This window comes from Celeribacter sp. ULVN23_4 (genome assembly GCF_054788345.1).
On sequence record NZ_JBTVYO010000002.1, the window covers coordinates 23,416 to 46,289 of the forward strand.

Consider the following 22,874-nt stretch of genomic DNA (forward strand, 5'->3'; position numbering starts at 1 on the left):
GGGCATCTTGCTAATCGAGCCTAAGGCGTCAGATCAGAGCCGGCCCATGGCAGTGGCCACATCGGCCATACGTGCCGAGAAACCCCATTCGTTGTCGTACCACGCCAGCACGCGCACGGTGCGGCCGATGACCTTGGTTTGATCGGGTGCGAAGATCGAGCTTTGGACCGTGTGGTTGAAGTCGATCGAGACTTTCGGCTCCGGATCATAGCCCAGAACGGCGCGCATATGGCCTTCGGCGGCTTCGCGGACGATCTCGTTCACATCTGCGACAGTGACGTCTTTGGCGGCCTGGAAGGTCAGGTCCACGGCGGAGACGTTCGGCGTCGGCACGCGGATGGCGGAGCCGTCGAGCTTGCCCGCGAGTTCCGGCAGCACTTCCGAGATGGCTTTCGCAGCCCCGGTGGAGGTCGGGATCATCGCCATGGATGCGGCGCGGGCGCGGTAGAGATCTTTGTGGCGACGGTCCAGCGTCGGCTGGTCGCCCGTGTAGCTGTGGATCGTGGTCATGATGCCACTCTCGATGCCGATGGCGTCGTTGAGCACTTTGGCCAGCGGAGCAAGGCAGTTCGTGGTGCAGGATCCGTTGGAGATCATGTGCTCATCTTCGCGCAGATCGCGGTGGTTCACGCCGAAGACCACGGTGCGGTCGACGTTTTTCGCCGGGGCGGAGATCAGCACTTTGCGGGCGCCGCGCTCAAGGTGGATGTTGGCTTTGTGACCGTCATTGAACTTGCCGGTACACTCCAGCACGACGTCAACGCCTTCCCAGTCGAGCTCTTCGGGGTTGTAGGTCGACATCATCTGCATCGGGCCGTGGCCGATGTCCATGGTGTTGCCTTCGATGTTGACCGTGCCGCCGAAACGCCCGTGGATCGAGTCGTATTTCAACAGGTGCGCATTGGTTTCGATCGGCCCCGTGGCGTTGACTTTGACCACCTCGATCTCGTTCAGTCCGGCTTCGGCAATATGTGCAAGCGTGCAACGTCCGATGCGGCCAAAGCCATTGATCCCGAGTTTGATGGTCATGATTTGTCTCCGCTCCGTGAATCTGTCGTCTGGGAATTTGGGGGCGGTATACGACCGTGTGCTATTTTCGAAAAGCGTTTAGCGCCAACATGTTGGCGCAAACATCTCTGAAATACGGGGGTTAGCGATAACAGGCCGGACAGATTCCGGGGGCCCTGAGGCCCCCGACTGTTTGGCGGTCCTCTGGAGGATTACATGCCGGGCAGTTTGCAATCGTTTGCATCGAGCGTTTGCACCGGATCATCGGGCGCACAGGTCTCATGGCTCACGGGATATTCCTTCGGGGTGGTCTCGCAGGCTGTAAGCACCGCCGCCCCCAGAAGCAGCGCCACGACCGGGGTCAGCCGGTTGCGCATTTTGGTGGTCTCTGACGTCATCTTGGTCTCCTTCCCTAATGTTACGGTCTGCTCGCAGGTTTCACTGACAGCTGGCAGACATGCGCTGATTTCAGGCCAGCGACTGTCGTCTGGCAAGCGTAACGTAAGGGCAGGGCCAAAACAAACGCCCGCGCGAAGGGCGCGGGCGTTCAAATGTCACAACAGATGTTGAGGTCAGCCCAAGAGCGCCTTGACCTGAGCCACGACATTCTCGGCGGTGATGCCGAATTTTTCGTAAAGCTCGTCTGCCGGGGCAGAGGCGCCGAAACGGGTCATGCCAACGAAAGCCTGTTTCGCTTCGCGGCCACGTTCGCCCAGCAGCCAGCGATCCCAGCCGCCTTCGCGCATAGCCGCCTCGATGCCGACGCGGACCGGACCAGCCGGAAGAACCTTGCGGCGGTAGGCTTCGTCTTGCTCTGCAAACAGCTCCATGGAGGGCATGGAGACCACGCGGGTGCCGATGCCGTTCTCTTGCAGGAGCTTGCGGGCTTCCATCGCGATGGCAACCTCGGACCCGGTGGCGATCAGGATCGCGTCACGTTTGCCCTCGGCCTCGGCCAGCACATATGCGCCTTTGGACACGAGGTTGGTGTTCTTGTGCTCGGTGCGGAGCGTCGGAACGCCCTGACGGGTGAGCACGAGAACAGACGGGGTGTTCTTCGAGGTCAGTGCGATTTCCCAGGCTTCTGCCGTTTCCACCGTATCCGCCGGGCGGATGGTCAGCGTGTTCGGCGTCGCGCGGCAAATGGCGAGGTGCTCGACCGGCTGGTGGGTCGGGCCGTCTTCGCCCAGACCGATGGAGTCATGGGTCATGACATAGGTCACGGGGATCTGCATCAGAGCCGACAGACGCATCGCCGGGCGCGCGTAATCGGTGAAGCAGAAGAAGGTGCCCGCATAGGGACGCACACCGCCGTGCAGCGCCATACCGTTCATCGCAGCGGCCATGCCGTGCTCGCGGATGCCGTAGTAAACGTAACGGCCCTTCCGGTTGGTCTCGTCAAAGACACCCATGTCGCCGGTGAGCGTGTTGTTCGAACCGGTGAGGTCAGCGGAGCCGCCGATGGTCTCGGGCATGATCGGGTTGATCACTTCGAGCACCTTCTGCGAGGAGGCGCGGGTGGCCATTTTCGGTGCGCTCTCGGAGATCTGCTTTTTGAAAGCCTTGATCACGGCGGAGAGTTTCTTCGGCGCGTCACCCGCGAAGACGCGGTTGAACTCGGCCTGACGGCGCTCGGATTGCTCCTCGAACCGGGCTTCCCATTCGACGCGCTCGTGGCGGCCTTTGGAGCCGATCTCTTCCCACTGGGATTTGACGTCGGCGGCAACCTCATACGGACCCCAGTTCACGCCATAGGCGGCTTTCGCGGCGGCAAGCTGATCCGCATCGGTCAATGCGCCGTGGCCTTTGGACGTGTCTTGTGCTGCGTGGCCCAGAGCGATGTGGGTTTTGCAGGCGATCATCGACGGTTTCTTGGACTTCTTGGCGGCCTCGATGGCGGCGTCGATCTGTTCCGGATCGTGGCCGTCGATCTCTTGCACATGCCAGCCAGCAGCTTTGAAGCGCATCGGCTGGTTGGTGCGGTCCGCGATGTCCACGGTGCCGTCGATGGTGATGTTGTTGTTGTCCCAGAAGACGATCAGCTTCGAAAGCTTCTGGCGACCGGCGAGCGCGATGGCTTCTTGCGACACACCTTCCATGAGGCAGCCGTCCCCGGCCATCACATAGGTGAAGTGGTCTTGCAGCTTGCGACCGAAACGGGCGCGCAGGTTTTCTTCCGCCATGGCAAAGCCAACGGCGTTGGAAATGCCCTGACCGAGCGGACCGGTGGTGGTCTCGACGCCGTCGAGCAGGAAGTTCTCCGGGTGACCGGCGGTTTTCGCACCCATCTGGCGGAAGTTTTTGATCTGCTCAAGCGGCATCTCTTTGTAGCCGGTGAGATAGAGCAGGGAGTAGATCAGCATGGAGCCGTGGCCAGCCGACAGGATGAACCGATCGCGGTCAGGCCAGAGCGGCGCGGAGGCGTCGAATTTCAGGTGCTTGCCAAACAGGACGGTGGCCACGTCAGCCATGCCCATCGGCATGCCGGAGTGACCGGAGTTTGCACCGGCGACGGCATCAAGCGTCAGGGTGCGGATGGCGGCGGCACGCATCCAATGATCGGGGTGCGTCTCGCGCAGGGTTGCGATATCCACGGGCGGATCTCCTTTAGGCTCCCATATTGTGCCAAAATCGCGGCGGAACCCACGTATTCTGGCCTTTCGGGCCTTCTGATAACGATGTGGCGGCAAAGTGCAAGCCGCGAGACCGCCCTTGGGGCCATGTGCGACCATTGTGCGGCCCTCCAGAGGGGCTCGACGGGCGGTTTTGACCTCAAAACGGGGTGAAATGTCGAGGCGTGTTGGTAATCGTGATCCTTTGGGATAGGCTCACGAATCAAAGGAAATGACATGAGGGCCGTGCGCTTCGGCCTTGAGGACAAAGGAAGTTTCGACTTTCATGGTTCAAAGGTGGGGCATGTCAGGGTGGGCCTCTTGGTGAATAAGCAGAATGTGAGTAGGTGGCGATGAGCGAGATTTCCGATTTCGAGGCCCGTATCACTGCCGCGCTTGAGCGGATCGGGCGCGCTGTGGCTGTGGCCGAAGAACGTAGTGAGGCGGCGCAGTCTTCTGATGAAGATCAGGGGGGAGTCGCAAACGCCGAGCTTGAGGCGGAAGTCGGCCGTCTGAACGACGCTCTGGCCGCTGAGCAGTCGATGAATGCCCAGCTTGAGGCGCGGGTGAAAGCGATCCACGACCGTCAGGAAAGCCATGTGGCGACCCTTGAGGAAGAGGTGGAAACGCTGCGCCGTCAGCTCATGGATCATGACCGCGAGCTGCAAAAGCTGCGTCATGTGAACGCCGTTCTGCGCGAGAACAATACAGAGCTGCGCGACGCCAATGCCGAAGGGCTTGGCAATGCGGCGCTGATCGACGCCGGACTGAGTGCCGAGCTGGAAGCGCTGAAAGTGGCGCGCGGTGCCGATGCGACGGAATTGAACGCGATCGTGACGGAGTTGCAGGCGGTGATGACGCGGGCTTCTGGCGCCGAGATCGCGAGTGAGACTGAGACCCCGAGCGAGGAGGTGTAACCCATGCCCGAAGTGAAAATCTCCATCGGTGGACGCGATTTCGACGTGGCCTGTCAGGCCGGCGAAGAGCATTTCCTCAAATCCGCGGCTGGGCTTCTGGACAACGAGGCCTCGGTTTTGTCGAGCCAGATCGGACGTTTGCCCGCCGAGCGCATGCTTTTGATGGCCGGTTTGATGTTGGCCGACAAGACGGCAGGCATGGAAGAACAGATGCGCGCGCTGGAAAGCAAGCTTGGCGCGCAGGAAGCGCTGATCGAAGAGATGCGCGCCCGTCCCGAACCGGAGCCGGAAAAGATCGAAGTGCCCGTGGTGCCCGCTGAGGTGACGGACACGCTGGCCGAAATGGCCGCACGCGCCGAGGCGATGGCGGCGGCCTTCGAGGAGCGTTTGGGCGTCTCTGACGCGGTTGGCGAGGCGTGATGCCGCTGGGCGTGATCCTCTAAAACCTAACTTTTCATGACAAAGGCGCGCCCGTGAGGACGCGCCTTTTGCGTTTTCTAAGCGGGATGCTGTGCCGCGATCAGGCGTTCGCAGCGCGGATTTGTTCGGCTTTCTCAGTGTCGAAAGCGACGCCTTTGTCCGCGAGCATCTGGTCTAGTTCGCCCGACAAGGTCATTTCGATCACGATGTCACAACCGCCGACGAACTCGCCTTTGACATAGAGCTGCGGAATGGTCGGCCAATCGGAGAACTCTTTGATCCCTTGGCGAATTTCTTCGTCGGAGAGCACGTCCACGTCGAGGTAATCAACACCCATGAAGTTCAGGATGCCCGCCACTTTCGACGAGAAACCGCAACGCGGCATGAGTTTCGAGCCCTTCATGTAAAGGACGACATCGTTCTCATTGACGGTGGTCTGGATGGTGTCTTGTGCAGTCATAGCAATGTCCTTTCGGAGCCCTTCGGCGGGCTTATCTTATTCCGGGGCGCGGGTGGTCAGCGCCAGTGCGTGAAGCTCGCCGCTGGCAAGCTGTTCTTTGAGGGTTGCGTTCACGGCGCGTTGTTGTTGGACGCGGTTCATGCCTTTGAAAGACGCATCCACCACCTCTGCGGCGAAATGCTGGCCGTCATCTCCCTGAACGATGATCTGGGCGTCTGGGAAACCTGCGCGGATCAGGTGTTCGATGTCAGAGGCGGTGATGGCCATGTAGGGCGCTCCTTGGGCGTCGTTATCGGGTTGGTTCTGAATGTAAGCTCTGGGTCTGATGGCTGCAAGCGTTCAAGTCACGGGAGGCGCTGTGCGGCGCTGCGGAGAGCGGTTTTGCCTGTCGATTTTGCCAGTCGATTGTCCAGTCGATTTTCCTGTCGGCTTTGCGTCGGACTTCTGTCGGACATCCGTCGGGCCGGTTACGAGCTGGGCTTTTCAGCAAGCGCGTCGAGAAACGCGTCATACTCGGCGGACAGCCTGTCGGTGTCGGCCCAGAGGCGCGCGCATTTGCGCAACAGGCGCTGGCGTTCGGCTTCTAGGGCCTCCGGCAGATCAAGCGCCTCGGCTTCCACGAGTTGCTTCATCCGCTCATGCAGCGGTTTGAGCCGCTCGAAGTCGCGCAGCATGGCGGGCAGAAGCGTCGGATCATCGCGCCAGCTTTCGCCGTTGAAGCGCAGTTGCGTGACGCGCTGACCAGCCCCGGCGCAGTCGTAGAGCACACAGCCGCGATTGCCGATGTTCTCAAGCTGATCATGAAGTTTGCACAGATGCCCCGACAGGTTGGGGCAGGGCATACCTGCCGGTTTGTCGAAGGAAAACAGATCTCCCTTGTCGAGCGTCAGCCCAACGCAGCACAGCGCGGCGCAGTTTGAACACTCAGAAGTGAGGGCGGGCAGGGCGGTCGCTGGCTGGTCGGTCATGCTGTCTTTCTAAAGCAAAAGGCCCGCGAGGGGGCGGGCCTTTCTATGAGTATTTGTCCAGCAAAGGAGGGACAAAAAAGCAGGCTTAACCGAAAATCTCGCCGAACGTGCCGCGGTAGGTGGCGGTCAGCTCCGCAAGCGGGGCCTCGGATGCGCCGAATTTCACCGCATCGCCGCCGAACTTGCCAACGGTTGCGATCGGCACACCGGCCTGACCGGCTGCGGCCATGAGGGCTTCGGCCTGATCGAAGGAGCAGGCGACGAGGTAGCGGGCCTGATCTTCGCCGAAGAGCGTCGCAGTGTCGTCGCTGTCGAGGGTGACGCCCACGCCAGCGGCTTCGGCCATTTCAAAAGCTGCGAGGGCGAGGCCGCCGTCGGAGAGGTCCGTCACGGCACCGATCAGGGCACCATTGGCGCGGATGAATTCACCGTTGCGCTTCTCGGCAGCGAGATCGACATGCGGCGCGTCGCCGTCTTCGCGGTTGAACACTTCGTACAAGAGCGCGGATTGGCCAAGCAGCCCCTCCGTCTCGCCGATCAGCAGGGCGACATCGCCGGATTTGGCGAGGCCTGCGATCAGATCGTCCTCGGAGGCGATGAGACCCACGGCACCGATGGTCGGAGTCGGCAGGATGCCTTCGCCGTAGCTCTCGTTGTAGAGCGAGACGTTGCCGGAGACGATCGGCATATCGAGGAAGGCGACGGCCTGACCGATCCCGTCCAGCGCGCCGACGAACTGGCCCATGATCTCGGGCTTCTCGGGGTTGCCGAAGTTCAGGTTGTCGGTGGTCGCCAGCGGCAGAGCGCCGACAGCGGAGAGGTTGCGGTAGGCTTCGGCCACGGCCTGCTTGCCGCCCTCGACCGGATTGGCGCGCACGTAGCGCGGCGTCACGTCGGAGGTGAAGGCCAGCATCTTGCCGGTGTCATGCACGCGGATCACGCCCGCGCCGAGACCCGGCGTGCGGATCGAGTCGGCCATCACTTGGGTGTCGTATTGTTCATAGACCCAGGCTTTGGAGGCGTAGTTCGGCGAAGAGATCAGGCCTTTGAGACCGTCGATCCCGTCGATCTGCGGTACGTCGGCGACTTGCTCTGCGGCGGGCGTCGGCACCCACGGGCGGTCGTACTCGGGCGCGGAGGAGGCCAGAGTGGACAGCGGCAGATCGGCCATGCAGGTGCCATTGTGCATGATCAGGAAGCGGTCTTCAGCGATGGTTTCGCCGACGATGGCAAAGTCGAGATCCCATTTGTCGAACACGGCACGGGCCTCGGCCTCTTTCTCGGGCTTCAGCACCATGAGCATGCGTTCCTGAGACTCGGAGAGCATCATCTCGTAAGCGGTCATGTTGGCTTCGCGCTGCGGCACGTTTTCGAGATCGAGACGCACGCCAAGGCCGCCCTTGTCGCCCATTTCCACGGCGGAACAGGTCAGACCCGCAGCGCCCATGTCTTGGATCGAGATCACTGCGCCGGTGGCCATCAGCTCAAGGGTCGCTTCCATCAGGCATTTCTCGGTGAACGGGTCACCAACCTGAACGGTGGGGCGCTTCTCTTCGATGCTGTCGTCGAATTCAGCGGAGGCCATGGTCGCACCGCCAACGCCGTCGCGGCCGGTTTTCGCGCCGAGGTACACGACGGGCATGCCGACGCCGGAGGCGGCGGAGTAGAAGATCTTGTCAGTGTCTGCGAGACCGGCAGCAAATGCGTTCACGAGGCAGTTGCCGTTATAGGCAGAGTGGAAGCGCACTTCGCCGCCCACGGTCGGAACGCCGAAACAGTTGCCGTAGCCGCCGACGCCTTCGACGACGCCGTGCACAAGCTGTTTGGTTTTCGGATGGTCTTTGACGCCAAAGGACAGCGCGTTCATCGCGGCAATCGGGCGCGCGCCCATGGTGAAGACGTCACGCAGAATGCCGCCAACGCCGGTCGCTGCGCCTTGATAGGGTTCGATGTAGGACGGGTGGTTGTGGCTTTCCATTTTGAAAACCACGCATTGGCCGTCGCCGATGTCCACGATGCCCGCGTTCTCGCCGGGGCCGCAGATCACTTGCGGACCTTCGGTGGGCAATTTGCGCAGGTGGATTTTCGAGGATTTGTAAGAGCAGTGCTCGTTCCACATGGCCGAGAAAATGCCAAGCTCGGTGAAGGTCGGCTCGCGGTTCAGAATGCGCAGGATCTCGGCGTATTCTTCCGGCTTGAGGCCGTGCGCGGCGATGATCTCTTCGGTGATGGCGGGTTCGGTCATGAGTGTCCCCTAAGCGGCAGCTTGTCGTTCAGCGCCCTCTTAGGACGTTTGGCGGCTTTGGGAAAGGGGCTAAAGGGATGTTGGGGCCGGGAAGGCGTTAACATCTGGTCTTCTGGAGTGCGCCCCCATGCTGGCGGTGCAATGGGCAGAGGAGGCAAGACGGGCAGGCGTAAGCCGATTTTTTTGGAAAAGGCAAAAAAAAGGCCGAGCAAAGCTCGGCCCAAGTCCAACAGGGAGGTAAAACCGCAATGAGTTGCCTCAATCAGCGGCTTCGATGCTGCATTTAGGTGCAGTTTGTGAATCGTTCAAGGGATTTTCTGCGCATGCGATGCAATGCCGCTATGCAGAAAACACATAACTTCCCCCCGGCCCTTCATAGCGGGACGTTGTCGGGCCGGGCTCGGGCAGGGGGGGGAGCCGGGGAAAAGAAGGCGCTTAGGAGTTTTCGTTGCCTTCTTCGCTGCGCATCAGGCGGCGGTGTGCGTTGATTTCGTCGATGATGAAATCGCGGAACACCTCGATCCGTTTCGAATGACGGAGCTCTTCGGGATAGGCGAGGAACACCGGCACTTCGCCGCTTTGCACATCCGGCAGAACGCGAACCAGGTTCGGAGAGGTTTCGACCAGATAATCAGGCAGGACGCCGACGCCGAGATGGTTCAGCACCGCCTGCAGCACGCCGAAATAGTTGTTCACGAAAAGCTTCGAGCGAATGTCGTGTTCGTTCAACTCTTCGATCAGGCGCGCGCCGGCGGACACCTGATGGGCGTTCGGGTTCTGACAGATCAAGCGGTGCGCGGTCAGATCATCCATCGTTTCCGGCGTGCCATGTTCAGCGAGATACTCGGGGGTTGCGAACAGGCGCATGCGGATGTTCATCAGGCGCTTGCGGATCAGGTCGGCCTGCGACGGCTCTTTCATGCGCACGGCCACATCGGCCTCGCGCATCGGAAGGTCGAGCACGCGCTCTTCGAGCATCAGGTCGATCTTCAGCTCCGGGTATTTCTCATAAAGCTTGGACAGGCGCGGGGCGAGCCAAAGCGTGCCGAAGCCCGTCGCGGTGGTCACGCGCAATTCGCCGTAGACCTCTTCCTCGCTGTCGCGAATGCGGGCGGCGGCGGCGTCGAGACGTTTCGCCATGGCGCGGGTCGCCTCGAACAGCAATTCGCCTTGCTCCGTCAGGATCAGCCCGCGGGCGTGGCGGTGAAACAGCGTTGTGGAGAGCGATTCTTCCAAGGCCCGGATCTGTCGTGAGACCGCCGATTGGCTCAGATGCAGCGCATCGCCTGCATGCGTGAGCGATCCTGCATCCGCTACCGCGTGGAAAATTCTAAGCTTGTCCCAATCCATACCTGTCACCTGCTGTTCTCCTCCTCACGGCAGTATAGAGCACAAATAGCGCGAAGAGGAATTTTGGCCGCTTCATTCTTTGTTTTCGCACTGATCGCAAGGGGGTTGCTTTGCGCTAACACAAATTGACGCAGAGAGATGAAGCAAATGCAAAGAAATCGGGCAGTGATGGTTGAACAGGCTTAAGGACCGCGCCTTAATGGTCACAGATGCATCGGGAGGTCCGCATCACATGCGTATCGGGGAGCCACATCTGCCGCAGGAGAGCTTAAACGCGCGTCAGATTGCGCGCGACATTTCCTATGCCAGTTCGGCGGCGACGCGGAGCGGGCGGGTGCTGATCCGGTTGATGGAGAATGCCACCGGGCGCGTGGCTCTGATCAAGCGGGCCAAGGGCTATGACGCCGATGCCGCCGAGGGGCGCGATTTCTGGGCGGTGATGGCGGAGCGCTACGGGCTGACGCTGGATGTGGCGCGCGGTGCCTTGGGCAATATCCCGACCGAGGGGCCGCTGGTCGTGGTGGCCAATCATCCTTACGGTATTCTCGACGGGTTGATGCTCGGCCATATCCTGTCGCTGACGCGCGGCGATTTCCGCATTCTGGCGCATCGGGTGTTCCGGCGGGCCGAAGATCTCGACAAAGTGATCCTGCCGATTTCCTTTGACGAGACGAAAGAGGCGCTGGCGCTCAATCTGGAGACCCGCAAGGAGGCGCTGCGCTATCTGGCGGAGGGCGGCTGTATCGGCGTGTTTCCCGGCGGGACGGTCTCTACCTCAGCAAAGCCTCTCGGGCCGCCGCTCGACCCCATGTGGCGGGCGTTTACCGCGAAAATGGTGGCGAAATCGGGGGCGACGGTGGTGCCCATTTGTTTCGACGGGGCCAATTCGCGGCTGTTTCAACTGGCGAGCCATGTCCATGCCACCTTGCGCATGGGGCTATTGATCCGCGAATTCCGGCGCAGTCTCGGCACGCCCGTGCGGGTCGCCATCGGCGCGCCAATCGGGCCGGAGCGGCTGGCCGAATTTCGCGGTGACAGCAAAAAGCTTATGGATTTTCTGCGCGCTGAGACATATTCACTATCATCAAAGCCTTCGGCTGCGGCCGGGCTGGGCTTCGAATTCGAAGCGAAACATGCGGCCCAACCTCCGAGGAAGTCCCGCAAGAGTCTGAAGGATCGGTATTAAGATGGCAGTCGGTATTTTTGACAGTGGTTTGGGCGGGTTGACGGTGCTGGATGCCGTCGAGAAACGCCTTCCCGATGTGCCTTTCGTCTATTTCGGCGACAATGCCCACGCGCCTTACGGGGTGCGCACCGCCGATGATATTTATGATCTGACCACCTCCGCCGTCGAACGGCTCTGGGACGCGGGCTGCGATCTGGTGATCCTCGCCTGTAACACCGCCTCGGCTGCGGCGCTGCGCCGGATGCAGGAAAACTGGATCCCGCGCGAGAAACGCGTGCTGGGCGTGTTCGTGCCGCTCATCGAAGCTCTGACCGAGCGCCAGTGGGGCGACAACTCCCCGCCGCGCGAGGTCGAGGTGAAACATGTGGCGCTGTTTGCGACGCCCGCGACGGTGGCTTCTCGTGCGTTCCAACGTGAATTGGCCTTCCGCGCCATCGGCGTCGATGTCGAGGCACAGGCCTGCGGCGGTGTCGTGGATGCCATCGAGGACGGCGATATGATCCTCGCCGACGCTCTGGTGCGCTCCCATGTCGATGCGCTCAAACGCAAGATGCCGAAACCGGGCGCGGCCATTCTTGGCTGTACGCATTACCCGATCATGGAAGAGGCCTTCCAGGAGGCGCTTGGCGAAGACGTCAAAGTCTATTCGCAAGCGAAACTCGTGGCCTCCTCTCTGGCCGATTACCTGACGCGTCACCCGGAAATGGTGGGATCGGGGACGGAAAGCATGTTCCTGACCACTGGCGATCCGGCGAAAGTGTCGCGCGGGGCGACCCAGTTTCTGCGACGAAAAGTCGAGTTCATCAAAGCGTGACGGTAACGCGTGACGGCGCTTCGGGCCACGGCACTGGCCTGCGCCGCGCGGTCGCAATTGCGATACTTCCAGAATCCTTCTAAATTGAGGGCCTTCGTTTGAGCCGGATCAAAGGCCGGGCGAGGCCAATATGAGAGACGACAGATATGACCTATAAAATCGCCATTCTTGGAGCTTCCGGATATACGGGTGCGGAACTCGTCCGCCTGATCGCGACCCATCCTTCGATGGAGATCGTGGCCCTGTCCGGTGACCGAAAGGCGGGGATGGAGATGGCGGAGGTCTACCCGCATCTGCGTCACATGGAATTGCCTGCGCTCTGCAAAATCGAGGATATCGATTTCGCGAACGTCGATCTCGCCTTCTGCGCGCTGCCCCATGCCACCTCGCAAGCGGTGATCAAGGAACTGCCGCCGACCACGAAAGTCGTCGATCTCTCCGCCGATTTCCGTCTGCGCGATCCGGCCGAATACGAGAAATGGTATGGCAAGCCGCATTCCGCCGTGGAGCTTCAGAAAGAGGCCGTTTACGGCCTCACCGAATTCTACCGCGACGAAATCAAAAATGCGCGTCTCGTGGCGGGCACCGGTTGCAACGCTGCGACCGGCCAGTTCGTGCTGCGCCCGCTGATCGCGGCGGGTGTCATCGATCTGGACCAGATCATCCTCGATCTCAAAGTGGCGGTTTCCGGCGCGGGGCGGTCTTTGAAAGAGCACCTTCTCTACGGTGAGCTTGAGGACAATTCCTTTGGCTATTCCGTCGGCGGCAAACACCGTCACCTCGGTGAGTTCGATCAGGAGTTCTCCAAGATCGCGGGCCGCGACGTGCGCATCCAGTTCACGCCCCACCTGATCCCCGCCACCCGCGGCATCCTCGCCACCGCCTATGTGCAGGGCGAAGCCAGCGCCGTGCATTACGCTCTGGCCGATGCTTATATGAACGAACCGTTCATCGAAGTGCTGCCGCTCGGCCAAGTGCCCGCGATGAAACATGTGCGTGGCTCGAATTTCTGCCATATCGGCGTGGTGGAGGACCGCATTGCGGGCCGCACCATCGTGATGGGCACCATCGACAACCTGACCAAAGGCTCGTCCGGTCAGGCCATTCAAAACGCGAACCTGATGCTGGGGCTGCCGGAGACCACAGGTCTCATGAACGTCCCGATGTATCCGTGACGCATCCCTAAGGGAGCTGAGGAGGAGACCCCATGGCCGGTTTGAAAAACCTCAAAAAGACGCGCCGCATTCAGGTGTTTGCCGTGGCCGCCGTCGCACTTGCGATTTCGACCGGCATGATCGGCTATGCGATGCGTGATGGGATCAACCTTTACCGCGACCCGTCCAAAGTGGTGGCCGAGCCGCCGCGTCCGGGCGAGATTTTCCGCCTCGGCGGCCTCGTGGAAGACGGCTCTCTGGTGCGCGGCGAAGGGACCCATGTGACCTTTTCCGTGACCGACGGGGCCGAGACCATCCCTGTGACCTTTGAGGGCGTGCTACCTGATCTTTTCGGCGAGAACCAAGGCATGATCGGCACCGGCTCCATGGTCGGCGGCATCTTTGTGGCGACCGAAATTCTGGCCAAACACGACGAGACCTACATGCCCAAAGAGGTGCTGGACTCGCTCAAAGAGACCGGGGTTTACGTTGAGCCGGGAAGCTGAGGCGCTTCGGGAAGGTTTTCTAAACAAACAGTAAATTTAGACGCGTTCGGTGGTGTCCGGGTGCGTTAACCTTTTTGCGTCACCCTCATCTCATCAATTTGGTGGGATTGAGGCAGATGAAAACAGTACAGCAAATCGCGATGGAGATTGTCGCCCGCGAGGGCGGCTATGTGAACGACCCCGACGATCCGGGCGGGGCGACGAAATACGGTGTGACCCTCGCCACGATGGAGCGGCTCGGGCTTGATCTCGACGGCAACGGTCGGGTCAATGCGGGAGATGTCAAACGGCTGACGCGGGCGCAGGCGCGGGATCTTTTCGTTGAACATTACTTTCACGGCCCGAGGATCGACGAATTGCCCCCCTGTCTGCAGGCGAGCGTCTTCGACATGTCGGTCAACGCCGGAGCCAATGCCGTGCGGATTTTGCAGCGGCTTCTCAATGACATGGGGCAACGCATCGCCATCGACGGCGTGATCGGACCGCAGACCATAGAGGCCGCCTTCATCGCACAGTCGCTTGCGCCGCATTATCTCGCGGACGCTTACGGTATCGCGCGGCGCAATTACTATTACGCTTTGGCGGATCGCCGTCCCGGTTCGCGCAAATTTGCCCGGCGGCGCGATGGCGGCAAAGGCGGCTGGATCGCCCGCGCCGAGGAGTTCATTTCCGAGCGCTATCACCTGACGGAGGCCGAACATGACGCTCGGGTGGCGGCATGGGGGTAAGCGGGGGGATCATCGGAAAGCTGTTTGAGCTCTTGTTCGGCGACGGGCGCAATGTGGTCAAGGACACGGCGGAGGTGTTCTTCGAGAACAAGGAAAACGCGGGGGCGCGGGAGGCGAGCTACCGCGCGGCGGCGATGCAGCAATTCGCCGGGGAATTTGCCGTGGCGCAGAAGGGCTATTTCGACCGTTTCATGGACGCGCTCAACCGTGTGCCGCGCCCGCTGATGGCGTTTGGCACCATCGGGCTGTGCATCTCCGCCATGGTCGATCCGATCTGGTTTGCTTCCCGGATGCAGGGCATCGCGCTTGTCCCGGAGCCGCTTTGGTGGCTGCTCGGCAGTATCGTGTCGTTTTACTTCGGCGCGCGTTATCAGGTGAAATCGCAGGAGTTTCAACGCTCGGTCGCCTCGACCATGGCGCAGGCCCCGGTGGTGCAGGCCAATATTGCTGCGTTGCGCGCGTTGGACGCCGGTGCGCAGGGGCAGGGCTTGCCCTCCGGTGCAGGCTGGACCGTCGCGCAGGTCGATATTCCGGGGAGCGAGGCCCCGAATCCCGCGTTGGCCGCGTGGAAGGAGGGGCGCGATGAGTGAGGCTTTGATTGGCGCTTTGGCGGAACACGGGCCTTGGGTGCTCATGGTGTTTTTCCTGCTGTACCGCGATCTGCAAAAGGATCAGGCGACGCGCCGGGTACTCGACAAGAACACGCAGGTGCTCATCGAGATGACGACGATGATCCGTGAGCGCCTGCCGCGGGGGGGTGCGTGATGCGGTGGGAGAAAGCGAAATCCGCGCTACGGGCGCTTTGGCTGGGTGAGGGGCTGACAGCCGCGCTCAAACGCAACCGGGAGGCGGCGGATGCGCTTGATGCCGTCGTGAAGGAGATGTTGAAGCAATGAAACAGGTTCTCACACTCTATGGCACCGTCTTGGCGGCGCTGGCGTTGGCGGTTCTCGCGCTTGGGACGGCTCCCGCGCTCTTGCTCGCCTTCGGGGCCATCGCGCTTATGGCACTGATGATCTCCGCCACCTTCCTCTGGCTCTGGCAGGTGCGGGCAACGCCCTTGGCGCTGGGCATGTCACTGAGCTGGGCCGGGTCGGGGCTGACGACTGGCTGGTGGTGGGCGCTGCAGATCGGCGAAAGCCCGGTCTGGCGGGGCGCGCAAAATGCGCAGATCGCTCTGCTTTACCTGTTCCTGTCGCTGCTGATCTCCGGTGCGGTGCTTCACTTTTCGGTGATTCAAGGCACCTTTGGCCTGTCGGGTGGGAAATTTCTTTGGCCGGTTTTCGGCGCGGTGATCGCCTCTTTCGGGGTGCTTTTGGCGCTTTGAGCGCTGAAAGCGAGGGGGAAAGAGGCGGGAAAGGGGCTGTGATCGGCCCCTTTCCACAATAGGGCGCGCGCGAGGTTTGCGCTTTGCTTGCGACATGCGCGCGCAGCCCATTGGCGGATCGCCGCCAAACGGGTAGAAGTTTCTGGATAAAAGGGAGGAGCCCATGCTCGTTGAACTCGGACATTTCGCGCTGATCATGGCCTTTTTCGTGGCGATCGCGCAGACGGTGCTGCCGCTTTGGGGCGCGCATCGGGGCAATCGCGCCATGATGGCCGTCGCTGAACCCGCTGCGATGGTTCAGCTTGTGCTGATCGCATTTTCCTTTGGCGCGCTGACCTATGCTTTCGTGACCTCGGATTTCTCCCTGAAAGTGGTGGTCGAGAACTCCCACACGCTCAAACCGATGCTTTACAAAGTCTCGGGCGTTTGGGGGAACCATGAAGGCTCCATGCTGCTTTGGGTTCTGATCCTTGCGCTGTTCGGGGGCGCTGCGGCCTTGTTCGGGGGCAATCTCCCGGCGTCGCTCCGCGCCCGTGTGATCGGGGTGCAGGGCTCCATCGGCGTCGCTTTCCTCGCCTTTATCCTCTTCACCTCGAACCCGTTTCTGCGTCTCGCCATGCCGCCGATGAACGGCGATGATCTCAACCCGCTGCTGCAAGACCCCGGTCTCGCCTTCCACCCGCCGTTTCTCTATCTCGGCTATGTCGGTCTTTCGATGACCTTCTCCTTTGCCGTCGCAGCGCTGCTCGAAGGCCGGGTGGATGCGGCTTGGGGCCGCTGGGTGCGGCCGTGGACGCTGGCCGCGTGGATTTTCCTGACCATCGGCATCGGCCTTGGCTCCTGGTGGGCCTATTACGAGCTTGGCTGGGGCGGGTTCTGGTTCTGGGATCCGGTGGAGAACGCGTCTCTGATGCCGTGGCTCTTCGCCGCCGCACTGCTGCACTCGGCCATCGTGGTCGAAAAGCGCGAGACGCTCAAAAGCTGGACCATCCTGCTGGCGATCATGGCCTTCGGCTTCTCCTTGATTGGCACCTTCCTTGTGCGTTCGGGCGTCATTACGTCGGTCCACGCCTTCGCCAATGACCCGGAGCGCGGGGTGTTCATCCTTTTGATCCTCGCCATCTTCATGGGCGGGGCGCTCACGCTTTTCACCTTCCGCGCCAATGCGATGCAGGCGAAAGGGGTCTTTTCCCTCGTGTCCCGCGAAAGCGCGCTGGTGATCAACAACATCCTTCTGGCGGTCTCCTCATTTGTCGTCTTCATCGGCACGATCTGGCCGCTCATTGCCGAAGCCTTCTGGGGCCGGAAGCTCTCCGTGGGCGCGCCGTTCTTCAACTCCGCCTTCACGCCTTTCTTCGTGGCGCTGGCGATCCTTTTGCCGATCGGGGCGATCCTGCCGTGGAAACGCGCGCGGATGGGGGCGACGGTGAAAAAACTCATCCCCTCGATGATCCTCGCCTTCGCTGTTCTCGGGCTGATCTGGTCGATCCAGACCCAGAAAACGCTCTTGGGGCCGGTCGGCATCGCGCTTGGCACATGGCTTCTCGCGGGCGCTGTGCAAGACCTGCTGCTGCGCACCGGCAAGACCGTGAACCTCGGCCGCCTGACGCGCCTGCCGCGCGCCGATTGGGGCCGTCTTCTCGCCCATGGTGGGCTTGGCATCACCATGGCAGGGATCGCCGGGCTGACCGCTTGGACCGTTGAAGACATCCGTGTCGTGCAAGTGGGCGAGACCTTTGACGTCGCTGGCTACACCATCGCGCTTGAGAAGGTCGAGCGCGGGCAGGGGCCGAACTACATCACCACCATGGCGACCATGGGCGTCTTTGAGGGCGACAAGAAAGTCGCGACGCTCCATCCCGAAAAACGCAGCTACCCGGTGGCGCAGATGCCGACCACCGAGGCCGGGATCGACAACGGTTTCCTGCGCGACGTCTATCTCGTGATCGGTGACATCCAGTCGAACGGCGGCTGGGCCGTGCGCACCTATATCAAGCCTCTGGCGAACTGGATCTGGGGCGGGACGATCATCATGGCTCTGGGCGGATTGCTCTCGCTCTCGGATCGTCGTTACCGCGTGGGCGTCGGTGCGCGCAAATCCCATGTCGCGCCCAAAGGAGTGCCCGCAGAATGAAGTACCTTCTCCTTGCCCTCGCGCTCCTGACCGCCGCGCCGGTCTATGCGGTTCAGCCCGATGAGGTGTTGCCCGATCCGGCCATGGAGGCCCGCGCGCGGGAGATTTCCCAAGGGCTGCGCTGCCTTGTCTGCCGCAACGAGAATATCGACGAGAGCAACGCCACGCTCGCCAAAGACCTGCGGCTTCTGGTGCGCGAACGCCTTGTTGCGGGGGACACGAACGATGAGGCGGTGGAGTATATCGTCGATCGTTACGGCGAATATGTCCTTTTGAAACCGACGATGAGCGGTGCCAATAAGGTGCTTTGGATCGCCGGGCCGGTGATGCTGATCCTTGCGCTTGGCATTGGCATCACTTTCATCCGCCGCCGTGGTCAGGAGAGCGAGGTCGTCACTGAGCTGACCGACGAGGAAAAGACCCGGCTGGAAAGCCTGATGCAGGAGTAACGCGTAAAAATCTCTGGTGTCATTGTGGGCTGTCTGTGAAGGTTGAAGGACTTTTAAAAGGGGGATTCTTATGCACAGAATTTTGACTGCTCTTGCGGTGATCGTTTTGCTTTCATCATGTGCGTCGCAAATCATGCAAAGCTATGTGGGGAAAGATATTCAGGAAGCTGTTCTCGATTATGGGCCTCCAAGCCATGAAATGGATATGCCTGATGGAACACGAGCCTTTCAGTGGTCCATGAATGGCAGTGCTGTTTTCACAGGGACAACCTATGGTATGATTTCAACGGGCGTCATGAGTAGCACCTCCTGCGTTTACACGGCATTTGGCAAGAAAAATGCGGCAGGAAGCTATACAATCACAGGCTTTCGGCAGCCGCGTTGGGATTGTGAATAATTCTGATCGCCTTATTTCTTGGTTGAACTACTCAAAACCCCGTGGCTGGACAGAAAGCCACGGGGTTTTGTATATCTGGCTCACGGTCCGCAGTTCACCGAGTCGCTGCCGCCCTTTTGGGTATGCTGAACCTGCCGCTTTCAAAACCTTCCGGTCTATCCGCGCGTCTTTCAGCGTGGGCCAAGGGCAGCTCCCCGCACGACAACTGACGCGATCAACGGAGACTACCGATGACTCGTGAGGCCATTTCTCTCACTCTTCCCGATGTGTCCGCCTTTGCGCGGGCGCTGAAATCCGAGTTTGACGACGGGGGCGATGGCGCGCCCGGACATCAATCTCTGCTCAATGCGATTGCCCGCGCGGGCGGCTATCGCAATTTTCAGCATCTCAAAGCGACCCAAGCCGGGAGCGATCCGGTCGAGCCCGTCGAGGGCCGGGCTGTCACCCGTGCTTTGGCGCGGTTCAGCTCTGAGGGGCTGCTGGAAAGCTGGTCGACCAAGCGCAAGGTGCGCCAGCATTGCCTCTGGGCGCTTTGGGCGCAGGTGCCCTCGCGCACAGCGTTCACCGAGCGCGCGATCTCTGATCTGTTCGACAGCATGACCGCCTTTCGCGATCCCGCGCAAATCCGGCGTTCTTTGATCGAGGACGGGCTGTTGGAGCGCAACCGGGACGGCTCGCGCTATGTCCGGCTTGAGGCGAAACCCGACGCCACGGCGCAGGCGGTGATCCGGGAGATCATCCGGCGCAGGCATGCCAATCCGGAGGTGCCGGAGCGCCCCTCCGCCGTCTTCGGGCTGTAAGCGCGGCATTTGACGGAGCGTCTCTCTTCCTTTTGCGGCCCAAGCCCTTATCTTGAGCGCAAACAGGGAGAGAGACGCGCATGCTGTATGAGACCATCCGCTTCACGCTGGAGAATGACATCGCGACCGTGACGCTGAACCGTCCGGGGGTGAAGAATGCGTTGAACACGCAGATGCGCGCGGAGATCACCCATGCGGTGCGCGATGGCGGGCGCTCGGCGCGTGTGATCGTGCTGACCGGGGAGGGCGGGGCGTTTTGTTCCGGCCAAGATCTCGGCGACGGGGTGGATGCGGCAACGGCCGATATCGAGCGGACGCTGCGCGATGAATATGAGCCGATGCTCCATGCGATCCACGAATGCCCGGTGCCGGTGATCGCCGCCGTCAATGGCGCGGCTGCGGGGGCGGGCGCGTCTCTGGCGCTGGCTTGCGATGTGGTGATCGCGGCGCATTCGGCAGTGTTTTTGCAGGCGTTTTCGCGCATCGGCCTGATGCCCGACGCGGGCGGCACCTATATCTTGCCGCGCGTCGTGGGCATGGCGCGGGCGATGGGCTCGGCGCTGTTTGCAGATGAGATCACGGCGGCGCAGGCGGAGCGGTGGGGCATGATCTACGAGGCGGTGCCGGATGCCGATTTCGAGGCCCATTGGCAGGCCCGTGCAGCCTATCTCGCCAAAGGCCCGACCGTGGCCTATCGCCATATCAAGGAAGCGATGCACGCGTCTTATGACAATACCTTGGAACAGCAGTTGACGCTTGAAGCGAAGCTGCAGAACCATTGCGGGCAGACGCGGGATTTCAAAGAGGGCGTGCTGGCGTTTCTGGAAAAGCGCAAGCCCAAGTATGAGGGGCGCTGAGCCTTTCAACCCTCTGAAAGCGTGTTGATCACCCGAGCCATGAGCGCCGCGAATGTGCGGCGCTCTTCGTCTGTGAGGCCCGCTGTGGCGTGATCGTTGACGCCCGTTGCGGCCTCGGTCGCGGCCTTTTCCAACGCTTTCGCATGATCGGTGAGCCAGACCGTTTGCACCCGCGCGTCGGCCTCATGGGCGCGCCGTGTGATCAGCCCGTCGCGCTCCATCCGTGCGAGAGTGTTGGCCATGGTCGCCTGTTCCACGCCCAGCTCCTTGACCAGTTCTCTCTGTGTCTGCCCCTCGCGGTCCCAAAGCGCCAGCAGCACGGGAAAGGTGCCGGTGGAGAGGCCCAAGGGTTTGATCTGGGCCTGGAGCGCGCGGGCGAAAAGGCGGGCCATCAGGTTGACCTGATAGCCTTCGGAACGGGTACGGGAAAATTCGGGCTGTGGAAGTGTCTCGGTCATGGGGCTTGTTTTTCACAATATAGCAAGCTATGCAATATTAAATAGCAAGCTATATATATGGAGACTCACCATGCCAACCTTTGTGCCGACCTTTCTGCCGAAACTTCACGCGCTGTTCGGCGCGGCGGGGCTTCTGATCATCGCCGCGAACTGGAGTTCGACGGTCATCACGTTGATCATGGGGGATAAATACGTGATCGCCATGACCAAGCTCACCATCGCATGGGGGCTTTTGGCACTCATTCCGATGCTCATTCTCGCCGGGGTCTCGGGCAATCGGCTGAGCCAGAAGATGCGCGGGCCGGTCATCGCCGCGAAACAGAGGCGCATGAAGATCATCGCCTTCAACGGCGTGGTGGTCCTGCTGCCTTCGGCGCTGGTCCTTGTGCCCTTGGCGATGCAGGGGCAGGGCGGGGCGATTTATTACACGATCCAGATGATCGAACTGATCGCAGGCGCCACCAACCTCACGCTTTTGAGCCTCAACATGCGGGACGGTATTCGGCTTGGGCGGCGTCGGATGGCCAGCGCCTGAGCTTTATCTCGCCCCAGACCGACAAAAGAAAAACCCGCCGTTTCCGGCGGGTTTTCCAATTCCTAAGGCTGAAAGAGATCAGCCGCGGTCTTCGACGTTGACGTAGGGACGCTGAACGTGACCGGTGTAGAGCTGACGCGGACGGCCGATTTTCATGGCCGGATCTTCGATCTGTTCTTTCCACTGGGAGATCCAGCCGATGGTGCGCGAGAGCGCGAAGATCGGGGTGAACATCGCAGTCGGGAAGCCCATGGCTTCGAGGATGATGCCGGAATAGAAATCGACGTTCGGGAAGAGTTTCTTCTCAGCGAAATACGGATCGGCCAGCGCTTGTTTCTCAAGCTCTTTGGCGACCTGTAGCGTCGGGTTGTTTTCAACGCCCAGCAGTTCGAGCACTTCGTCGGCGGACTGTTTCATCACGGTCGCGCGCGGGTCGAAGTTTTTGTAGACGCGGTGACCGAAGCCCATCAGGCGGAACGGGTCGTTCTTGTCTTTGGCGCGGGCGATGAATTCCGGGATGCGATCCACGGTGCCGATCTCGCGAAGCATTTCGAGGCAGGCCTGGTTGGCGCCGCCGTGTGCCGGACCCCAGAGACATGCGATACCAGCCGCGATACAGGCGAACGGGTTGGCACCCGAAGAGGAGGCCAGACGCACGGTCGAGGTCGACGCGTTCTGCTCGTGGTCGGCGTGGAGCGTGAAGATACGGTCCATAGCGCGCGACAGGATCGGGTTCACTTCGTATTTCTCAGCCGGAACGGAGAAGCACATGTGCAGGAAGTTCGACGCGTAGTCGAGATCGTTGCGCGGGTACACCATCGGCTGACCGATCGTGTATTTATAGGCCATCGCGGCGATCGTCGGCATTTTCGCGATCAGACGGATGGTGGCCACTTCGCGCTGGTGGGCGTCAGCAATGTCGATGGAGTCGTGGTAGAAGGCGGACATGGCGCCAACCACACCGACCATGATGGCCATCGGGTGCGCATCGCGACGGAAGCCGGTGTAGAACTTGAGCATCTGCTCGTGGACCATCGTGTGGTTGGTCACGGTGTTCTCGAATTTCTCCATTTGAGCGGCGGTCGGGAGTTCCCCGTAGAGCAGCAGGTAGCAGACTTCGAGGTAGTGCGATTTTTCGGCCAGATCGCCGATGGTGTAGCCGCGGTGCAAAAGCACGCCTTCGCCGCCGTCGATGTAGGTGATTGCACTGTCGCAGGACGCGGTGGAGGTGAAACCCGGGTCGTAGGTGAACACACCGGCCTGACCGTAGAGCTTGCGGATGTCGAGAACATCCGGGCCTTCGCTGGGCGAAAGGACGGGAAGGTCGTAAGAGTTTCCGTCAAGCGTCAGGGTCGCAGTCTTCTGAGTGTCTGCCATGGTCGTTCCTTCGGTTGGCGGCTCGCTCCCCGTCCTGCTTTTGCAGGCGGCGGAAGAGCCGCTGGTGGTCACGCGGACGCCCGGGCGGACCCCGGACACCGTCTTGGCTCAGGTCCCGTCCTAAATAGACGGGCCCAATTCTGACCCTTGGTCTCCGGGGAGGGCGCTTTGA

General features: G+C 61.2%; 28 protein-coding genes. 18 read left to right on the top strand and 10 right to left on the bottom strand.

Features of this window, described 5'->3' with window-relative positions:
* Positions 1 to 33: 33 nt before the first annotated feature.
* The 3 genes from gap to tkt all read right to left on the bottom strand — a co-directional run bounded on the left by gap (position 34) and on the right by tkt (position 3,560).
* The gene (gene gap, locus ACYBHZ_RS05435) at positions 34 to 1,029 is read right to left on the bottom strand and encodes a type I glyceraldehyde-3-phosphate dehydrogenase (protein WP_460273222.1); all 996 of its coding nucleotides are present in this window, start codon (positions 1,027 to 1,029) and stop codon (positions 34 to 36) included.
* 191 nt (positions 1,030 to 1,220) lie between these two features.
* Positions 1,221 to 1,406, bottom strand: a complete 186-nt coding sequence (locus ACYBHZ_RS05440) for a hypothetical protein (protein ID WP_460273223.1) — start codon at positions 1,404 to 1,406, stop codon at positions 1,221 to 1,223.
* Between the two features lie 174 nt (positions 1,407 to 1,580).
* On the bottom strand, positions 1,581 to 3,560 hold the full coding sequence (gene tkt / locus ACYBHZ_RS05445) for a transketolase (protein ID WP_460273879.1): 1,980 nt from the start codon (positions 3,558 to 3,560) through the stop codon (positions 1,581 to 1,583).
* Between the two features lie 413 nt (positions 3,561 to 3,973).
* Here tkt and ACYBHZ_RS05450 point away from each other — a divergent pair, with 413 nt between their 5' ends.
* Both ACYBHZ_RS05450 and ACYBHZ_RS05455 read left to right on the top strand, forming a co-directional pair.
* Complete coding sequence (locus ACYBHZ_RS05450; protein ID WP_460273224.1) at positions 3,974 to 4,537, top strand: hypothetical protein; 564 nt, start codon at positions 3,974 to 3,976, stop codon at positions 4,535 to 4,537.
* 3 nt (positions 4,538 to 4,540) lie between these two features.
* Positions 4,541 to 4,957 carry a cell division protein ZapA gene (locus tag ACYBHZ_RS05455; protein WP_460273225.1) on the top strand — a complete coding sequence of 139 codons (417 nt, stop codon included), beginning with the start codon at positions 4,541 to 4,543 and terminating at the stop codon, positions 4,955 to 4,957.
* Positions 4,958 to 5,057: 100 nt separating this feature from the next.
* Here the strand turns inward: ACYBHZ_RS05455 and grxD are convergent, their stop codons facing one another.
* From grxD to ACYBHZ_RS05480, 5 genes are all read right to left on the bottom strand, one after another.
* Positions 5,058 to 5,417: a Grx4 family monothiol glutaredoxin gene (grxD, locus tag ACYBHZ_RS05460; protein ID WP_460273226.1), complete on the bottom strand. Its 360-nt coding sequence runs from the start codon at positions 5,415 to 5,417 to the stop codon at positions 5,058 to 5,060.
* Positions 5,418 to 5,453: 36 nt separating this feature from the next.
* The gene (locus ACYBHZ_RS05465; RefSeq protein WP_460273227.1) at positions 5,454 to 5,684 is read right to left on the bottom strand and encodes a BolA family protein; all 231 of its coding nucleotides are present in this window, start codon (positions 5,682 to 5,684) and stop codon (positions 5,454 to 5,456) included.
* 200 nt (positions 5,685 to 5,884) lie between these two features.
* On the bottom strand, positions 5,885 to 6,385 hold the full coding sequence (locus ACYBHZ_RS05470) for a hypothetical protein (protein WP_460273228.1): 501 nt from the start codon (positions 6,383 to 6,385) through the stop codon (positions 5,885 to 5,887).
* 85 nt (positions 6,386 to 6,470) lie between these two features.
* Positions 6,471 to 8,630, bottom strand: a complete 2,160-nt coding sequence (purL, locus tag ACYBHZ_RS05475; protein ID WP_460273229.1) for a phosphoribosylformylglycinamidine synthase subunit PurL — start codon at positions 8,628 to 8,630, stop codon at positions 6,471 to 6,473.
* A 435-nt stretch (positions 8,631 to 9,065) separates the two neighbouring features.
* The gene (locus ACYBHZ_RS05480; protein WP_460273880.1) at positions 9,066 to 9,980 is read right to left on the bottom strand and encodes a LysR family transcriptional regulator; all 915 of its coding nucleotides are present in this window, start codon (positions 9,978 to 9,980) and stop codon (positions 9,066 to 9,068) included.
* A 232-nt stretch (positions 9,981 to 10,212) separates the two neighbouring features.
* On the opposite strand from ACYBHZ_RS05480, the gene ACYBHZ_RS05485 reads away from it, so the two are divergent.
* The 14 genes from ACYBHZ_RS05485 (at position 10,213) to ACYBHZ_RS05550 (ending at position 20,332) form a co-directional block, all read left to right on the top strand.
* Positions 10,213 to 11,166 (top strand): lysophospholipid acyltransferase family protein, encoded by a 954-nt coding sequence (locus ACYBHZ_RS05485; RefSeq protein WP_460273881.1) that lies wholly within the window; start codon positions 10,213 to 10,215, stop codon positions 11,164 to 11,166.
* A 1-nt stretch (position 11,167) separates the two neighbouring features.
* Positions 11,168 to 11,980, top strand: coding sequence for a glutamate racemase (locus ACYBHZ_RS05490; RefSeq protein ID WP_460273230.1), 813 nt, complete (start codon positions 11,168 to 11,170; stop codon positions 11,978 to 11,980).
* A gap of 146 nt (positions 11,981 to 12,126) precedes the next feature.
* Positions 12,127 to 13,155: an N-acetyl-gamma-glutamyl-phosphate reductase gene (argC, locus tag ACYBHZ_RS05495; RefSeq protein WP_460273231.1), complete on the top strand. Its 1,029-nt coding sequence runs from the start codon at positions 12,127 to 12,129 to the stop codon at positions 13,153 to 13,155.
* Between the two features lie 41 nt (positions 13,156 to 13,196).
* Positions 13,197 to 13,640 carry a cytochrome c maturation protein CcmE gene (gene ccmE / locus ACYBHZ_RS05500; RefSeq protein ID WP_460273882.1) on the top strand — a complete coding sequence of 148 codons (444 nt, stop codon included), beginning with the start codon at positions 13,197 to 13,199 and terminating at the stop codon, positions 13,638 to 13,640.
* A gap of 116 nt (positions 13,641 to 13,756) precedes the next feature.
* Positions 13,757 to 14,368 (top strand): holin-associated N-acetylmuramidase, encoded by a 612-nt coding sequence (locus tag ACYBHZ_RS05505; protein WP_460273232.1) that lies wholly within the window; start codon positions 13,757 to 13,759, stop codon positions 14,366 to 14,368.
* The gene (locus ACYBHZ_RS05510; protein WP_460273233.1) at positions 14,359 to 14,958 is read left to right on the top strand and encodes a holin family protein; all 600 of its coding nucleotides are present in this window, start codon (positions 14,359 to 14,361) and stop codon (positions 14,956 to 14,958) included. The genes ACYBHZ_RS05505 and ACYBHZ_RS05510 overlap by 10 nt, the downstream gene beginning before the upstream one ends.
* Positions 14,951 to 15,133, top strand: a complete 183-nt coding sequence (locus ACYBHZ_RS05515) for a hypothetical protein (RefSeq protein ID WP_460273234.1) — start codon at positions 14,951 to 14,953, stop codon at positions 15,131 to 15,133. The genes ACYBHZ_RS05510 and ACYBHZ_RS05515 overlap by 8 nt, the downstream gene beginning before the upstream one ends.
* On the top strand, positions 15,133 to 15,264 hold the full coding sequence (locus tag ACYBHZ_RS05520) for a hypothetical protein (protein WP_460273235.1): 132 nt from the start codon (positions 15,133 to 15,135) through the stop codon (positions 15,262 to 15,264). Before ACYBHZ_RS05515 ends, ACYBHZ_RS05520 begins: the two co-directional genes overlap by 1 nt.
* Complete coding sequence (locus ACYBHZ_RS05525) at positions 15,261 to 15,695, top strand: hypothetical protein (protein ID WP_460273236.1); 435 nt, start codon at positions 15,261 to 15,263, stop codon at positions 15,693 to 15,695. The genes ACYBHZ_RS05520 and ACYBHZ_RS05525 overlap by 4 nt, the downstream gene beginning before the upstream one ends.
* A 163-nt stretch (positions 15,696 to 15,858) precedes the next feature.
* Positions 15,859 to 17,829: a heme lyase CcmF/NrfE family subunit gene (locus ACYBHZ_RS05530; RefSeq protein ID WP_460273238.1), complete on the top strand. Its 1,971-nt coding sequence runs from the start codon at positions 15,859 to 15,861 to the stop codon at positions 17,827 to 17,829.
* Complete coding sequence (locus ACYBHZ_RS05535) at positions 17,826 to 18,278, top strand: cytochrome c-type biogenesis protein (protein WP_460273240.1); 453 nt, start codon at positions 17,826 to 17,828, stop codon at positions 18,276 to 18,278. The genes ACYBHZ_RS05530 and ACYBHZ_RS05535 overlap by 4 nt, the downstream gene beginning before the upstream one ends.
* A 70-nt stretch (positions 18,279 to 18,348) precedes the next feature.
* On the top strand, positions 18,349 to 18,675 hold the full coding sequence (locus tag ACYBHZ_RS05540) for a hypothetical protein (RefSeq protein ID WP_460273241.1): 327 nt from the start codon (positions 18,349 to 18,351) through the stop codon (positions 18,673 to 18,675).
* Between the two features lie 230 nt (positions 18,676 to 18,905).
* On the top strand, positions 18,906 to 19,475 hold the full coding sequence (locus ACYBHZ_RS05545) for a DUF2087 domain-containing protein (RefSeq protein ID WP_460273242.1): 570 nt from the start codon (positions 18,906 to 18,908) through the stop codon (positions 19,473 to 19,475).
* Between the two features lie 80 nt (positions 19,476 to 19,555).
* The gene (locus ACYBHZ_RS05550) at positions 19,556 to 20,332 is read left to right on the top strand and encodes an enoyl-CoA hydratase-related protein (protein ID WP_460273243.1); all 777 of its coding nucleotides are present in this window, start codon (positions 19,556 to 19,558) and stop codon (positions 20,330 to 20,332) included.
* A 5-nt stretch (positions 20,333 to 20,337) separates the two neighbouring features.
* Here ACYBHZ_RS05550 and ACYBHZ_RS05555 read toward each other — a convergent pair whose 3' ends face one another.
* On the bottom strand, positions 20,338 to 20,790 hold the full coding sequence (locus ACYBHZ_RS05555) for a MarR family winged helix-turn-helix transcriptional regulator (protein ID WP_460273244.1): 453 nt from the start codon (positions 20,788 to 20,790) through the stop codon (positions 20,338 to 20,340).
* A gap of 70 nt (positions 20,791 to 20,860) precedes the next feature.
* Here ACYBHZ_RS05555 and ACYBHZ_RS05560 point away from each other — a divergent pair, with 70 nt between their 5' ends.
* A complete protein-coding gene (locus ACYBHZ_RS05560) occupies positions 20,861 to 21,325 on the top strand; it encodes a hypothetical protein (RefSeq protein ID WP_460273245.1) in 465 nt (154 codons plus the stop codon).
* 78 nt (positions 21,326 to 21,403) lie between these two features.
* Here the strand turns inward: ACYBHZ_RS05560 and ACYBHZ_RS05565 are convergent, their stop codons facing one another.
* The gene (locus ACYBHZ_RS05565) at positions 21,404 to 22,702 is read right to left on the bottom strand and encodes a citrate synthase (RefSeq protein ID WP_460273246.1); all 1,299 of its coding nucleotides are present in this window, start codon (positions 22,700 to 22,702) and stop codon (positions 21,404 to 21,406) included.
* Between ACYBHZ_RS05565 and ACYBHZ_RS05570 the strand changes: the two genes are divergently transcribed.
* A complete protein-coding gene (locus ACYBHZ_RS05570) occupies positions 22,701 to 22,826 on the top strand; it encodes a hypothetical protein (protein ID WP_460273247.1) in 126 nt (41 codons plus the stop codon). The genes ACYBHZ_RS05565 and ACYBHZ_RS05570 overlap by 2 nt on opposite strands.
* Positions 22,827 to 22,874 lie beyond the last annotated feature (48 nt).

Coding starts and splice junctions, on each gene's coding strand:
- gap (WP_460273222.1), bottom strand. CDS start 1,029: ATGACCATCAAACTCGGGATCAATGGCTTTGGCCGCATCGGACGTTGC.
- ACYBHZ_RS05440 (WP_460273223.1), bottom strand. CDS start 1,406: ATGACGTCAGAGACCACCAAAATGCGCAACCGGCTGACCCCGGTCGTG.
- tkt (WP_460273879.1), bottom strand. CDS start 3,560: ATGCGTGCCGCCGCCATCCGCACCCTGACGCTTGATGCCGTCGCCGGT.
- ACYBHZ_RS05450 (WP_460273224.1), top strand. CDS start 3,974: ATGAGCGAGATTTCCGATTTCGAGGCCCGTATCACTGCCGCGCTTGAG.
- ACYBHZ_RS05455 (WP_460273225.1), top strand. CDS start 4,541: ATGCCCGAAGTGAAAATCTCCATCGGTGGACGCGATTTCGACGTGGCC.
- grxD (WP_460273226.1), bottom strand. CDS start 5,417: ATGACTGCACAAGACACCATCCAGACCACCGTCAATGAGAACGATGTC.
- ACYBHZ_RS05465 (WP_460273227.1), bottom strand. CDS start 5,684: ATGGCCATCACCGCCTCTGACATCGAACACCTGATCCGCGCAGGTTTC.
- ACYBHZ_RS05470 (WP_460273228.1), bottom strand. CDS start 6,385: ATGACCGACCAGCCAGCGACCGCCCTGCCCGCCCTCACTTCTGAGTGT.
- purL (WP_460273229.1), bottom strand. CDS start 8,630: ATGACCGAACCCGCCATCACCGAAGAGATCATCGCCGCGCACGGCCTC.
- ACYBHZ_RS05480 (WP_460273880.1), bottom strand. CDS start 9,980: ATGGATTGGGACAAGCTTAGAATTTTCCACGCGGTAGCGGATGCAGGA.
- ACYBHZ_RS05485 (WP_460273881.1), top strand. CDS start 10,213: ATGCGTATCGGGGAGCCACATCTGCCGCAGGAGAGCTTAAACGCGCGT.
- ACYBHZ_RS05490 (WP_460273230.1), top strand. CDS start 11,168: ATGGCAGTCGGTATTTTTGACAGTGGTTTGGGCGGGTTGACGGTGCTG.
- argC (WP_460273231.1), top strand. CDS start 12,127: ATGACCTATAAAATCGCCATTCTTGGAGCTTCCGGATATACGGGTGCG.
- ACYBHZ_RS05505 (WP_460273232.1), top strand. CDS start 13,757: ATGAAAACAGTACAGCAAATCGCGATGGAGATTGTCGCCCGCGAGGGC.
- ACYBHZ_RS05510 (WP_460273233.1), top strand. CDS start 14,359: ATGGGGGTAAGCGGGGGGATCATCGGAAAGCTGTTTGAGCTCTTGTTC.
- ACYBHZ_RS05515 (WP_460273234.1), top strand. CDS start 14,951: ATGAGTGAGGCTTTGATTGGCGCTTTGGCGGAACACGGGCCTTGGGTG.
- ACYBHZ_RS05520 (WP_460273235.1), top strand. CDS start 15,133: ATGCGGTGGGAGAAAGCGAAATCCGCGCTACGGGCGCTTTGGCTGGGT.
- ACYBHZ_RS05525 (WP_460273236.1), top strand. CDS start 15,261: ATGAAACAGGTTCTCACACTCTATGGCACCGTCTTGGCGGCGCTGGCG.
- ACYBHZ_RS05530 (WP_460273238.1), top strand. CDS start 15,859: ATGCTCGTTGAACTCGGACATTTCGCGCTGATCATGGCCTTTTTCGTG.
- ACYBHZ_RS05535 (WP_460273240.1), top strand. CDS start 17,826: ATGAAGTACCTTCTCCTTGCCCTCGCGCTCCTGACCGCCGCGCCGGTC.
- ACYBHZ_RS05540 (WP_460273241.1), top strand. CDS start 18,349: ATGCACAGAATTTTGACTGCTCTTGCGGTGATCGTTTTGCTTTCATCA.
- ACYBHZ_RS05545 (WP_460273242.1), top strand. CDS start 18,906: ATGACTCGTGAGGCCATTTCTCTCACTCTTCCCGATGTGTCCGCCTTT.
- ACYBHZ_RS05550 (WP_460273243.1), top strand. CDS start 19,556: ATGCTGTATGAGACCATCCGCTTCACGCTGGAGAATGACATCGCGACC.
- ACYBHZ_RS05555 (WP_460273244.1), bottom strand. CDS start 20,790: ATGACCGAGACACTTCCACAGCCCGAATTTTCCCGTACCCGTTCCGAA.
- ACYBHZ_RS05560 (WP_460273245.1), top strand. CDS start 20,861: ATGCCAACCTTTGTGCCGACCTTTCTGCCGAAACTTCACGCGCTGTTC.
- ACYBHZ_RS05570 (WP_460273247.1), top strand. CDS start 22,701: ATGGTCGTTCCTTCGGTTGGCGGCTCGCTCCCCGTCCTGCTTTTGCAG.
- ACYBHZ_RS05565 (WP_460273246.1), bottom strand. CDS start 22,702: ATGGCAGACACTCAGAAGACTGCGACCCTGACGCTTGACGGAAACTCT.